This window comes from Streptococcus mitis (assembly GCF_946188615.1).
Lineage (GTDB): Bacteria > Bacillota > Bacilli > Lactobacillales > Streptococcaceae > Streptococcus > Streptococcus mitis_BZ.
The window spans coordinates 228768-242336 of the sequence record NZ_CAMHVK010000001.1 but is presented as its reverse complement, the minus strand read 5'-3'; the positions used below and the strand labels follow the sequence as shown (position 1 = coordinate 242336).

14 protein-coding genes are annotated in these 13569 nt (G+C 41.4%); 7 read left to right on the top strand and 7 right to left on the bottom strand.

The features are described from left to right. Positions 1-111 precede the first annotated feature (111 nt). From OCF95_RS01060 to radC, 3 genes are all read left to right on the top strand, one after another. A complete protein-coding gene (locus OCF95_RS01060; protein ID WP_042751243.1) occupies positions 112-1782 on the top strand; it encodes a formate--tetrahydrofolate ligase in 1671 nt (556 codons plus the stop codon). A gap of 266 nt (positions 1783-2048) precedes the next feature. After that, the gene (gene pcrA / locus OCF95_RS01055) at positions 2049-4340 is read left to right on the top strand and encodes a DNA helicase PcrA (protein ID WP_261104648.1); all 2292 of its coding nucleotides are present in this window, start codon (positions 2049-2051) and stop codon (positions 4338-4340) included. Between the two features lie 42 nt (positions 4341-4382). Beyond that, complete coding sequence (radC, locus tag OCF95_RS01050) at positions 4383-5063, top strand: RadC family protein (protein ID WP_070482651.1); 681 nt, start codon at positions 4383-4385, stop codon at positions 5061-5063. Here the strand turns inward: radC and OCF95_RS01045 are convergent. From OCF95_RS01045 to OCF95_RS01015, 7 genes are all read right to left on the bottom strand, one after another. Continuing rightward, positions 5060-5749 carry a gamma-glutamyl-gamma-aminobutyrate hydrolase family protein gene (locus tag OCF95_RS01045; RefSeq protein WP_261104647.1) on the bottom strand — a complete coding sequence of 230 codons (690 nt, stop codon included), beginning with the start codon at positions 5747-5749 and terminating at the stop codon, positions 5060-5062. The genes radC and OCF95_RS01045 overlap by 4 nt on opposite strands. Positions 5750-5766: 17 nt before the next feature. Then, on the bottom strand, positions 5767-6408 hold the full coding sequence (locus OCF95_RS01040; RefSeq protein WP_120718733.1) for a redox-sensing transcriptional repressor Rex: 642 nt from the start codon (positions 6406-6408) through the stop codon (positions 5767-5769). 82 nt (positions 6409-6490) lie between these two features. Beyond that, entirely contained in the window at positions 6491-6706 is a 216-nt protein-coding gene (locus OCF95_RS01035; protein WP_153210301.1) for a DUF4649 family protein, read from the bottom strand. A gap of 7 nt (positions 6707-6713) precedes the next feature. Further along, positions 6714-7061, bottom strand: a complete 348-nt coding sequence (locus tag OCF95_RS01030; RefSeq protein WP_084926532.1) for a DUF1831 domain-containing protein — start codon at positions 7059-7061, stop codon at positions 6714-6716. A 4-nt stretch (positions 7062-7065) separates the two neighbouring features. Then, positions 7066-8181: a cysteine desulfurase family protein gene (locus tag OCF95_RS01025; protein WP_261080885.1), complete on the bottom strand. Its 1116-nt coding sequence runs from the start codon at positions 8179-8181 to the stop codon at positions 7066-7068. A gap of 9 nt (positions 8182-8190) precedes the next feature. Continuing rightward, a complete protein-coding gene (locus tag OCF95_RS01020; RefSeq protein WP_173876226.1) occupies positions 8191-9150 on the bottom strand; it encodes a ribose-phosphate diphosphokinase in 960 nt (319 codons plus the stop codon). Positions 9151-9262: 112 nt separating this feature from the next. Then, positions 9263-9832, bottom strand: coding sequence for a CYTH domain-containing protein (locus OCF95_RS01015; protein ID WP_218493461.1), 570 nt, complete (start codon positions 9830-9832; stop codon positions 9263-9265). Positions 9833-9960: 128 nt separating this feature from the next. Here OCF95_RS01015 and yjbM point away from each other — a divergent pair, with 128 nt between their 5' ends. From yjbM to pta, 4 genes are read left to right on the top strand one after another with little or no spacing between them, the layout of a single operon-like run. Beyond that, complete coding sequence (gene yjbM, locus OCF95_RS01010) at positions 9961-10632, top strand: GTP diphosphokinase (protein WP_000171692.1); 672 nt, start codon at positions 9961-9963, stop codon at positions 10630-10632. After that, positions 10616-11434, top strand: a complete 819-nt coding sequence (locus OCF95_RS01005; protein ID WP_000799056.1) for an NAD kinase — start codon at positions 10616-10618, stop codon at positions 11432-11434. Before yjbM ends, OCF95_RS01005 begins: the two co-directional genes overlap by 17 nt. Continuing rightward, positions 11431-12327, top strand: coding sequence for an RluA family pseudouridine synthase (locus tag OCF95_RS01000; RefSeq protein WP_261104646.1), 897 nt, complete (start codon positions 11431-11433; stop codon positions 12325-12327). The genes OCF95_RS01005 and OCF95_RS01000 overlap by 4 nt, the downstream gene beginning before the upstream one ends. A 43-nt stretch (positions 12328-12370) precedes the next feature. Continuing rightward, positions 12371-13345 (top strand): phosphate acetyltransferase, encoded by a 975-nt coding sequence (gene pta / locus OCF95_RS00995; RefSeq protein WP_000451571.1) that lies wholly within the window; start codon positions 12371-12373, stop codon positions 13343-13345. The last annotated feature ends 224 nt before the right edge of the window (positions 13346-13569 follow it).

Genomic DNA, 13569 nt, shown 5'->3' with positions numbered 1-13569 from the left:
AAAAACCTTAAAAATAAGGGATATTTACGAACGTTTGGAGAGTTTAAGGATGTTAAAAATCTTGTTTTGTGTTATAATGAATTATCATATAAGAGGTTAGAGGAGTTTTGAATGAAAACAGATATTGAAATCGCACAGAGTATTGAGTTAAAACCAATCGTTGATGTTGTAGAGAAACTTGGTATTTCTTACGATGATTTGGAGTTGTATGGAAAGTACAAGGCTAAGCTCAGCTTTGATAAAATTCGTGCAGTTGAGAGCAATCCAGTTGGAAAATTGATTTTGGTTACTGCCATCAACCCAACACCTGCAGGTGAAGGAAAATCAACTATTACCATTGGTCTGGCGGATGCCTTGAACAAGATTGGCAAGAAAACCATGATTGCTATTCGTGAACCATCTCTTGGTCCAGTAATGGGGATTAAGGGTGGTGCGGCAGGTGGTGGTTATGCCCAAGTTCTGCCAATGGAAGACATCAACCTTCACTTTACTGGGGACATGCATGCCATTACGACTGCCAACAATGCGCTTTCTGCCTTGATTGACAACCACTTACACCAAGGAAATGAGTTGGGAATTGATCAACGTCGTATCCTCTGGAAACGTGTTGTGGACTTGAACGACCGTGCTCTTCGCCATGTAACAGTTGGGCTTGGTGGCCCTCTAAATGGTATTCCACGTGAGGATGGCTTTGACATTACAGTTGCTTCAGAGATCATGGCAATTCTTTGCTTGGCAACAGACATCGAGGACTTGAAACGCCGTTTGGCGAATATCGTTATTGGTTATCGCTATGATCGTACACCTGTTTCTGTAGGTGATTTGCAGATTGAAGGTGCTTTAGCTTTGATCTTGAAGGATGCGATTAAGCCGAACCTGGTTCAGACAATTTACGGAACACCTGCCTTTGTACACGGTGGTCCATTTGCCAATATTGCTCACGGATGTAACTCTGTCTTGGCAACGACAACAGCCCTTCACTTGGCTGATTACACAGTTACTGAAGCTGGTTTTGGTGCAGACCTTGGTGCCGAGAAATTCCTTGATATTAAGACACCAAATTTGCCAACATCTCCAGATGCAGTAGTTATTGTAGCAACCCTTCGTGCCCTTAAGATGAATGGTGGCGTGGCTAAAGACGCTTTGACAGAGGAAAATGTGGAGGCGGTGCGTGCCGGTTTTGCTAACTTGAAACGCCACGTTGTAAATATCCGTAAGTTCGGTATTCCAGCAGTCGTAGCTATTAACGAATTTGTATCTGATACAGAGGCTGAAATTGCAGCCTTGAAAGAACTTTGTGAGTCAATCGATGTACCAGTTGAATTGGCTAGTGTCTGGGCTGATGGTGCAGAAGGTGGAGTAGCACTTGCCGAAACAGTTGTCAAAACCATCGCTGAAACCCCAGCTAACTATAAACGTTTGTATGACAATGACCTTTCTGTTCAAGAAAAGATTGAAAAGATTGTTACTGAAATCTACCGTGGTAGTAAAGTGAACTTTGAAAAGAAAGCTCAAACACAAATCGCTCAAATCGTTCAAAATGGTTGGGACAAATTGCCAATCTGTATGGCTAAGACCCAGTATAGCTTCTCAGACAATCCAAATTCGCTTGGAGCACCAGAAAACTTTGAAATTACCATTCGTGAATTGGTACCAAAATTAGGTGCAGGCTTTATCGTTGCATTAACTGGCGATGTCATGACCATGCCAGGCCTACCAAAACGTCCAGCAGCTCTCAACATGGATGTTGAAAGCGATGGAACAGTATTAGGCTTGTTCTAGTATATTGTAATTGACTTTATACTCTTCGAAAATCTCTTCAAACCACGTCAGCTTTACCTTGCCGTACTCAAGTACAGCCTGCGGCTAGCTTCCTAGTTTGCACTTCGATTTTCATTGAGTAAAAAATGAGTTTGGAAATACTATCCAAGCTCATTTTTTATCTAAATATAAGAAGTTGCCTTCTACACGTAACCAGTCTAGGTAAAGATATTTTCCCTGAATTCTGATATAATAGAAATATTGACTTCAAGAGTAAGGAAGAGAAGATGAACGCATTATTAAATGGAATGAATGACCGTCAGGCTGAGGCGGTGCAAACGACAGAAGGTCCCTTGTTGATTATGGCGGGGGCTGGCTCTGGAAAGACCCGAGTTTTGACCCACCGCATTGCCTATCTGATTGATGAAAAGTTGGTCAATCCTTGGAATATCTTGGCCATTACCTTTACTAATAAGGCTGCGCGTGAGATGAAAGAGCGTGCTTATAACCTTAATCCAGCCACTCAGGACTGTCTGATTGCGACCTTCCACTCCATGTGTGTGCGTATTTTGCGTCGCGATGCGGACCATATTGGCTACAATCGTAATTTTACAATTGTGGATCCTGGCGAACAGCGAACTCTCATGAAACGCATTCTCAAGCAGTTGAACTTGGATCCAAAAAAATGGAATGAACGCTCGATTTTAGGGACTATTTCGAACGCCAAAAATGATCTGATTGATGATGTGGCTTATGCTGCCCAAGCTGGAGATATGTACACGCAAATCGTGGCCCAGTGTTATACAGCCTATCAGAAAGAACTGCGTCAGTCGGAGTCGGTTGACTTTGATGATTTGATTATGCTGACCCTGCGTCTCTTTGATCAAAATCCTGATGTTTTGACTTACTATCAACAGAAATTCCAATACATCCACGTTGATGAGTACCAAGATACCAACCATGCCCAGTACCAATTAGTCAAACTCTTGGCTTCCCGTTTTAAAAATATCTGTGTGGTTGGGGACGCAGACCAGTCTATCTACGGTTGGCGAGGTGCTGATATGCAGAATATCTTGGACTTCGAGAAAGACTATCCCCAAGCCAAGGTTGTTTTGTTGGAGGAGAATTACCGTTCAACCAAAACTATTCTCCAAGCTGCCAACGAGGTCATTAAAAACAATAAAAACCGCCGTCCTAAGAATCTCTGGACTCAAAATGCTGATGGGGAGCAAATCGTTTACTATCGTGCCAATGATGAGCTAGATGAGGCTGTTTTTGTAGCCAAAACCATCGATGAACTGGGTCGCAGTCAAAACTTCCTTCACAAGGATTTTGCAGTTCTCTATCGTACAAACGCTCAATCTCGTACCATTGAAGAAGCCCTGCTCAAGTCAAACATTCCTTATACCATGGTTGGAGGAACCAAGTTCTACAGCCGTAAGGAAATTCGTGATATTATTGCTTATCTCAACCTCATTGCCAATTTGAGTGATAATATCAGTTTTGAGCGTATTATCAACGAGCCGAAACGTGGAATTGGACCAGGAACGGTTGAGAAAATTCGCGACTTTGCGAATATGCAAGAGATGTCTATGCTGGATGCTTCAGCCAATATCATGCTGTCTGGTATCAAGGGTAAGGCAGCTCAGTCTATCTGGGATTTTGCCAATATGATTCTGGATTTGCGTGAGCAGCTGGACCAGTTAAGCATTACTGAGTTGGTTGAGGCAGTTCTAGAAAAAACAGGCTACGTCGATATTCTGAATGCCCAAGCGACTCTAGAAAGCAAAGCTCGAGTTGAAAATATCGAAGAGTTCCTTTCTGTAACGAAAAACTTTGATGACACCTCTGATGGATCAGAAGAGGAAACTGGTCTGGACAAATTAAGTCGTTTCTTAAATGACCTGGCCTTGATTGCCGACACAGATTCAGGTAGTCAGGAGACATCAGAAGTGACCTTGATGACCCTGCATGCTGCCAAAGGTCTCGAGTTTCCAGTTGTATTTTTGATTGGGATGGAAGAAAATGTCTTTCCGCTTAGTCGTGCAGCTGAAGATCCAGATGAATTAGAAGAAGAACGCCGTCTGGCTTATGTAGGAATTACGCGTGCAGAGAAAATTCTCTATCTTACAAATGCTAATTCGCGCCTGCTTTTTGGTCGTACAAATTACAACCGTCCGACTCGTTTTATTAACGAAATCAGTTCAGATTTGCTTGAGTATCAAGGTCTGGCCCGACCAGCAAATACAAGCTTTAAAGCATCTTATAGCAGTGGTGGTCTTGCTTTCGGTCAAGGTATGAGTCTTGCGCAGGCCCTTCAAGACCGTAAACGCAGTGCTGCCCCAAAATCTATCCAGTCAAGCAGTCTTCCATTTGGTCAATTTACAGCTGGAGCAAAATCTGCGTCTAGCGAGGCAAATTGGTCCATTGGTGACATTGCTCTCCACAAGAAATGGGGCGAGGGTACTGTTCTTGAAGTTTCAGGTAGTGGTGCTACGCAGGAATTAAAGATTAATTTCCCAGAAGTTGGCCTGAAAAAACTTTTAGCTAGTGTAGCTCCAATTGAGAAAAAAATCTAATTTTCCATCCTTCTCACGAATAATAAAGTGAGGAGGATTTTTATGTATAGTATTTCATTCCAAGAAGATTCACTATTACCAAGAGAAAGACTGGCCAAGGAAGGAGTAGAAGCGCTCAGTAATCAAGAGTTGCTAGCTATTTTACTCAGGACAGGAACACGTCAAGCTAGCGTTTTTGAAATTGCCCAGAAAGTCTTGAGCAATCTTTCAAGCCTAACTGATTTGAAAAAAATGACCCTGCAGGAATTGCAGAGTCTGTCTGGTATCGGGCGTGTTAAGGCTATAGAATTACAAGCTATGATTGAACTGGGGCATCGTATTCACAAGCATGAAACCCTTGAGATGGAAAGTATTCTCAGCAGTCAAAAGTTAGCCAAGAAGATGCAGCAGGAGTTGGGACATAAAAAACAAGAGCACCTAGTGGCGCTCTATCTCAATACTCAAAATCAAATCATCCATCAACAGACCATTTTTATTGGTTCTGCCACTCGCAGTATTGCTGAACCGCGAGAGATTCTTCACTATGCCATCAAGCATATGGCTACTTCTCTTATCTTGGTTCACAATCATCCCTCAGGAGCAGTGGCCCCTAGTCGAAATGATGATCATGTCACTAAACTTGTAAAAGAAGCCTGCGACCTGATGGGAATTGTCCTCTTGGACCATTTGATTGTCTCTCATTCTAGTTACTTTAGTTACCGTGAAAAAACAGATTTAATTTAAAGTTCATTAACGACATAGTCAAAGAGGTTTTTATCTTTGGGACGATTTTCAAAAAGAAATTCTGGATGCCATTGGACACCGAGAAAGGCAACTTCATCCGTGCTCATAACAGCTTCAATAATGCCATCTTTGGGATCGTGAGCCACAACTTTTAAGTTGGGGGCCAAATCCTTGATGCTCTGATGGTGGAAGGAGTTGATATGGGAAATTTCGCCGTAGATTTCTCGGAGAACAGTATCTGGCTCTGTTACCAAGCGTTGAGTTGTGTACTCGGCAGAACAATCTTGCCAGTGGTCTTCGATATCTTGATACAAAGTTCCACCCATGGCAACGTTAAAGAGTTGAGTCCCACGGCAGACAGAGAAAATAGGCTTTTTCTGTTTAATAGCTTCCTTGATGAGGGCTAGTTCAAAGATATCTCTTTGAAGGTGGTAGTCATCGCTATCAATGGTTTTGGGTTCACCATAGAATTTTGGATCGACATTTTGCCCACCTGTCAAGATGAGCTTGTCAATCATACTGATATAGTGGCAGGCCATTTCTTGATCACCAATCGGTAGGATGATGGGAATCCCTCCAGCGTCTTTAACGCCTTCAACAAAGCCTTTTGCTACGTAGCTCATCATGATGTCATCATCTGGATGAGTTTTTTCGTTTCCTGTAATCCCAATAACTGGTTTTTTCATAAAATGATATTCGCTTTCTAATCCTCTCTTCGCATGAAATAGAGGAGGGTTTGGAGTTCGCTTGTCAAATCGACATACTGAACGACCACGTCTTTTGGTAAATGTAGATGGACTGGTGAAAAACTGAGAATTCCTTTCACGCCAGCATCCACCAAGAGATTAGCAACCTCTTGTGACTTAACGCTGGGAACGGTCAGAATAGCAGTCTTCACATCAGCATTCTTGATTTTTTCCTTGATTTGAGAAATCCCGTAAATGGGAATTCCATCAGGAGTTTGGGTACCGACTTCAGGATGGTCATCTAGGTCAAAGGCCATGATAATCTTCATCTTGTTACGTTCGTGGAAGCGGTAGTGGAGAAGGGCATGGCCCATATTTCCAATACCCACCAGCATGACATTGGTGATGGAGTTATCGTTAAGCAAATCGGCAAAAAATGTCATCAGTTTTTTGACATCATAGCCAAAACCACGACGACCTAGTTCACCAAAATAGGAAAAATCACGACGAACTGTCGCTGAATCAATACCGATGGCCTCTGCAATTTGTTTAGAGTTGGCACGTTCAATCTTTTCTGCATGAAATCTCTTAAAAATTCGATAGTAGAGAGAGAGTCTTTTTGCTGTAGCTTTCGGAATAGCAGACTGTTTATCTTTCACAAAATCACAACCTTTCTATTCTTCTATTTTATAGAAACATTGTGAAAAAATCAACAAAAATAAGAAAAAACTAAGAAAAATCTTAGTTTTGATCTAAAAAATCTGCATGTGATAGAAAACGGTAGAGGTCTCCGACCAGTCCTTGGTAAACTTCCCGCCCTTTAAAGGTCAAAGAAGTTACATAAAGTGTATCTGGCAGAGTCACACATCCTGACAGAGCAAGCATGAGAGCCTCGTAATCCTCATACTTGAGAGTGCGCTCTACATGATAGCTGTCCTTATAGGTCAGTTCAAACATATGGGACCTATCTTTCCGATTTTGTAAAGACACCACGTTCTACCAAGCTATCCATGAGGAAATAGAATTTTTCCTGATGAATGTGGTGGTCTTCTGATTTGAAAATATCAACTATACGTAGCCCAAACTTGTCAGTGATATTGATTTTAGCCCCTGTCAGTTCCTTGTTAATAATGATTTTCAGTTGGAATCCTTCACCGCTGTTTGGCACTTTTTCCAAAAGGCGAGTCAGTTCATAGTTACCAACCTTAGTCTCAAAAAAGGTGTTGTCTTTGAGGGTGAATTTTTTTACAGAAGGGCTAAGAGTGTAGTCGTAACGACAATTTTTTAACTGAATGGTTTTTTCAAATGCCATATGGCTAACCTCCGATAATTTCTTTTAAGGTTTTTGCGAGGGTATGTAGGTCTTCAACAGTATTTTCTGGCGACAAACTGATACGAACGGATTCCTTCAAGCGTTCTGAATTTGCTCCGTACATAGCTTTAAGAACATGGCTGGATTGGACAATGCCTGCCGTACAGGCTGAGCCAGTAGAGATTGAAATTCCAGCTAAATCTAGACGAAGGAGTAAGAGGTCATTTTTCTGACCAGGAAATCCAATATTGAGAACATAAGGGAGATGATGTTGTCCTCTATTCAAGTAATATTGAATGTCCTCTAGCTCTGCAAGAAAGGCAGTTTCTAAATTTTGTACATGTTGAAAATGTTCTTCTTGTTTTTCTAGGTCTTCTTTTAGGGTTGCAACCATGCCTACGATAGCAGCTAGATTTTCAGTACCAGCACGTTTTTTCTGTTCTTGGTCACCACCATGTAGATAGGAATCAAAATCCATGCTAGAAGCGTAGAGAAAACCGACACCCTTGGGACCATGGAATTTATGTGCCGAAGCAGTGAGAAAATCAATGCCTAATTCTTCTGGATGAATTGGGATTTTACCAATAGCCTGAACTGCGTCAACATGATAGGCGGCAGGGTGTTGCTTGAGTATTTGGCCAATTTCAGCAATGGGCAATAGGTTTCCTGTCTCATTATTAGCAAACATGGTAGAAACCAAAATCGTATCGTCACGTAAAGCCTTTTGAATTTGCTGGGCTGTGATTTCTTGCTTTTCTGGTTGGATAATGGTTACTTCAAACCCAAAGTGTTGAACCAAGTAATCAATGGTTTCAAGGACGGCATGGTGCTCAATGGCAGTTGTGATGATATGTTTTCCTTGTTCTTGGTGACGAAGGCAGTAGCCAATGATGGCAGTATTGTTGCCTTCAGTCCCACCAGAAGTGAAAAAGATATGTTGAGGTTTTGTCCCCAGTAACTGAGCTAGTTCCTGACGGGCTTCTCTCAAGAGTTTGCCAGCTTGACGACCATGACCATGAATACTAGAAGGATTTCCGTGAGTTTCTTGCATAACCTTAGTCATAGCTGAAATAGCAACTGCTGACATTGGAGTCGTTGCAGCATTGTCCAAATAAATCAAAGAATCACCTTATTTCTTTTTATTGTAGGCAAAGAGTGGGCTGACTGGTTTTCTTTCGTGGATACGGACGATAGCATCACCAATTAACTCACTAGCAGTGATGTAGCATACGTTTTTAGGAGTTTTTTCTTTTGTTGCTACTGAATCAGTCACAAGAATTTCTTTAATATTTGTATTGTCAAGAAGTTCAGCAGCTCCTTCTACGAAGAGACCGTGACTAGAAACAGCATAAATTTCTGTAGCTCCTTCACGTTCAACGATTTTTGCAGCTTCAGAGAAGGTGCGTCCTGTATTAAGAATATCATCAATCAAGATGGCTTTCTTACCTTCAACATCACCAATAATATAACCTTCGTTACGAGTTGCATCGTCCTGAGGGTAATCGATAATGGCGATAGGAGCATCAAGATATTCAGCTAAGCTACGAGCACGCTTTACACCTGAATTTTTAGGGCTAACCACGACAACATCTGAACCGAGTAGGCCCTTATCGCAATAATGTTTTGCAAATAGGGGAACTGTGAAAAGGTTATCGACAGGGATGTCAAAGAAGCCTTGAACCTGAACGGCATGCAAATCAAGCGTAAGGATACGATCGACACCAGCCTTAACTAGCATATTGGCAACTAGTTTCGCTGTAAGTGGCTCACGAGGTGAAGCGATACGGTCTTGACGTGCATAGCCAAAATATGGAAGGACAACGTTGATACTGTGGGCACTTGCACGTACACAAGCGTCGACCATGATCAACAATTCCATTAGGTGGTTGTTAACAGGGAAACTTGTAGACTGGATGATGTAAACATCATAACCACGGACACTTTCTTCGATATTTACTTGGATTTCTCCATCAGAAAATTGACGTGATGACAGTTTTCCAAGTGGAATACCGACAGCATCCGCAATTTTTTGTGCAATCTCTTGGTTAGAGTTGAGCGCGAAAAGTTTCATATTTTTTCTATCTGACATTATAGACCGTCCTCTGTAAACTTTATAAAACCGAGTTATATCTGCTTTACATATATGAACTAGGTTTTGTGTATTTTTATCTTTTCTATTTTACCAAAAAATAGAGATTATTTCAGCTATTTTTCATGCTTTTGACAAATCGAACCAATTTTGAAGGAGCTTTTTGGTAAGCAATCTGATTTTTCTCTAAAAATTGCTGGAAATCTTGCTTTCCTTGCTCGTGATTTTCCACCTCAAGCTCTAATTCGTAATCTGTAATATCAAAGTACTGACTTTCATCCAGTGCCATGAGGCCAATTGGTGTTTGCATTTCATAGCGAAGAGTTGTTAGACAACCAAGAACCTGCCATTTTTTACTTTGGATACCATGTTTAGCCAATTCATCCAGCACCAGTCCCTGAGGAAGTTCTTTCTTGCACAGGTAGTTTTCAGCATCTTTTAGTTCCAATTTTTGGTTGTACTCCATGTTTCCAACACTTTGCGGGACTTTGAGTGTCAATTCTGCCCAGTCTTCAAAAGTTCGAATGCGCATAGCAACCTTCTTTTCTCGCAGTTCAAAATCAGGCGTGTCGATGTAGTAATTTTTTTGAAGAACAGGAGTGACACCTGTGAACTGGTCTTTTAGACGATCATATTCATCTTTTTTCAGGAGTGTTTTCAATTCAATTTCTAAATGTTTCATTTTTCTTACCTTTTCTTTATCGTTGAAAGCGGATTTATGGTATAATAAGCATTGTATTTATTGTATATGAATCTGGAGAAAAAATCAAAGATATTTTTGAAGGATAATATGAGAACAAGGGAGAATATATGACCTTAGAATGGGAAGAATTTCTAGATCCTTACATTCAAGCTGTTGGTGAGTTAAAGATTAAACTACGTGGTATTCGGAAGCAATATCGTAAGCAAAATAGGCATTCTCCGATTGAGTTTGTGACTGGCCGAGTCAAGCCAATTGAGAGCATCAGGGAAAAAATGGCTCGGCGTGGCATTACTTATGCGACCTTAGAGCACGATTTGCAAGATATTGCTGGTTTGCGTGTGATGGTTCAGTTTGTAGATGACGTCAAGGAAGTAGTGGAGATTTTGCGCAAGCGTCAGGATATGCGGATCATACAGGAGCGAGATTACATTACTCATCGAAAAGCATCAGGCTATCGTTCCTATCATGTGGTAGTAGAATATACGGTTGACACTATCAATGGTGCTAAAACCATTTTGGCGGAAATTCAAATACGTACCTTGGCCATGAATTTCTGGGCAACGATAGAACATTCTCTCAACTACAAGTACCAAGGGGATTTCCCAGAGGAGATAAAGAAGCGACTGGAAATTACAGCCAAGATTGCTCATCAGTTGGATGAAGAAATGGGTAAAATTCGAGATGATATCCAGGAAGCCCAGGCACTTTTTGATCCTTTGAGTAGAAAATTAAATGATGGTGTAGGAAACAGTGACGATACAGATGAAGAATACAGGTAAAAGAATTGACCTGATAGCTAATAGAAAACCGCAGAGTCAAAGGGTTTTGTATGAATTGCGAGATCGTTTGAAGAGAAATCAGTTTATACTCAATGATACCAATCCAGATATCGTTATTTCCATCGGTGGGGATGGTATGCTCTTGTCGGCCTTTCATAAGTACGAAAACCAGCTTGACAAGGTCCGCTTCATTGGTGTTCACACTGGACATTTGGGCTTCTATACGGACTACCGTGATTTTGAGTTGGATAAGCTAGTGACTAATTTGCAGCTAGATACCGGAGCAAGAGTCTCTTACCCTGTTCTAAATGTGAAGGTCTTTCTTGAAAATGGTGAAGTGAAGATTTTCAGAGCATTAAATGAAGCCAGCATCCGCAGGTCTGATCGAACCATGGTGGCGGATGTTGTGATTAACGGTGTCCACTTTGAACGTTTTCGTGGAGATGGGCTAACAGTTTCGACACCGACTGGTAGTACAGCCTATAACAAATCACTTGGTGGAGCTGTTTTACACCCTACCATTGAAGCTTTGCAATTAACGGAAATTGCTAGTCTTAATAATCGTGTCTATCGAACCTTGGGTTCATCTATTATTGTTCCTAAGAAGGATAAGATTGAACTCATTCCAACGAGAAACGATTACCATACCATTTCGGTTGACAATAGCGTTTATTCTTTCCGTAATATTGAGCGTATTGAGTATCAAATCGACCATCATAAGATTCACTTTGTCGCATCACCGAGCCATACCAGTTTCTGGAATCGTGTTAAGGACGCTTTTATCGGCGAGGTGGATGAATGAGGTTTGAATTTATCGCAGATGAGCATGTCAAGGTTAAGACCTTCTTAAAAAAGCACGAGGTTTCTAAGGGGCTACTAGCTAAGATTAAGTTTCGAGGCGGAGCTATTCTGGTCAATGATCAACCACAAAATGCAACGTATCTATTGGATATTGGAGACCACGTTACCATTGATATTCCTGCTGAGGAAGGCTTTGAAACTCTAGAAGCTATCGAGAGACCATTAGACATTCTCTATGAGGATGACCATTTTCTAGTCTTAAACAAACCCTATGGAGTGGCTTCTATTCCTAGTGTCAATCACTCCAATACCATTGCCAATTTTATCAAGGGTTACTACGTCAAGAAAAACTATGAAAATCAGCAGGTTCACATTGTGACTAGGCTCGATAGGGACACTTCTGGCTTGATGCTCTTTGCTAAGCACGGCTATGCCCATGCACGATTAGACAAGCAGTTGCAGAAGAAATCTATCGAGAAACGCTACTTTGCCTTGGTTAAAGGTGATGGATATTTGGAATCAAAGGGTGAAATTATTGCTCCGATTGCGCGTGATGAAGACTCTATTATTATCAGACGCGTAGCTAAAGGTGGAAAGTATGCTCATACTTCTTACAAGATTGTAGCATCTTATGGGAATATTCATTTGGTAGACATTCGCCTGCACACTGGTCGAACCCACCAAATCCGAGTCCATTTTTCTCATATTGGTTTTCCTTTATTGGGAGATGATTTGTACGGTGGTAGTCTGGACGACGGCATCCAACGTCAGGCCCTGCATTGCCATTACCTATCTTTTTATCATCCTTTTCTAGAGCAAGACTTGCAGTTAGAAAGTCCCTTGCCGGATGATTTTAGCAACCTTATTACTCAGTTATCAACTAATACTCTATAAAAACTATTTCAGAGTATAATTATTATCTTAAAGGAGAAAACTCATGGAAGTTTTTGAAAGTCTCAAAGCCAACTTGGTTGGTAAAAATGCTCGTATCGTTCTCCCTGAAGGGGAAGAACCTCGTATTCTTCAAGCGACTAAACGCCTGGTAAAAGAAACAGAAGTGATTCCTGTTTTGCTTGGAAATCCTGAAAAAATTAAAATTTATCTTGAAATCGAAGGTATTGAGGACGGTTATGAAGTCATCGACCCTCAACACTACGATAAATTTGAAGAAATGGTTGCTGCTTTAGTGGAGCGTCGCAAGGGCAAAATGTCTGAAGAAGATGCACGCAAGGTTTTGGTTGAAGATGTCAACTATTTTGGTGTTATGTTGGTTTACTTGGGCTTGGTTGATGGAATGGTGTCAGGAGCGATTCACTCAACAGCTTCAACAGTTCGTCCAGCTCTTCAAATCATCAAAACTCGTCCAAATGTAACTCGTACTTCAGGTGCCTTCCTCATGGTTCGTGGTACGGAGCGTTACCTCTTTGGGGACTGTGCCATCAATATCAATCCAGACGCTGAAGCCTTGGCTGAAATTGCAATCAACTCAGCAATTACAGCTAAGATGTTTGGAATCGAGCCTAAAATTGCTATGCTAAGCTATTCTACTAAGGGTTCAGGTTTTGGTGAAAGTGTTGATAAGGTTGTAGAAGCAACTAAAATTGCTCACGACTTGCGTCCTGACCTTGAAATAGATGGGGAATTGCAATTTGATGCAGCCTTTGTTCCTGAAACTGCAGCTCTGAAAGCTCCTGGAAGTACGGTAGCTGGTCAAGCAAATGTCTTCATCTTCCCAGGTATCGAGGCAGGAAATATCGGTTACAAGATGGCAGAACGCCTTGGTGGCTTTGCGGCTGTAGGACCTGTTTTGCAAGGTTTGAACAAGCCAGTTAACGACCTTTCTCGTGGATGTAATGCAGATGATGTTTACAAGTTGACCCTTATCACAGCAGCCCAAGCTGTTCATCAATAAGATTTAGTCCTCTTTCCTTTGGGAAGAGGCTTTTTAATACTCAATGAAAATCAAAGAGCAAACTAGGAAACTAGCCGCAGGTTGCTCAAAGCACTGCTTTGAGGTTGCAGATAAGACTGACGAAGTCAGGAACCATACCTACGGCAAGGCGACGTTGACGTGGTTTGAAGAGATTTTCGAAGAGTACTAATACTAGGAAAAGGACAGTTAGAATCTTCTGTGTT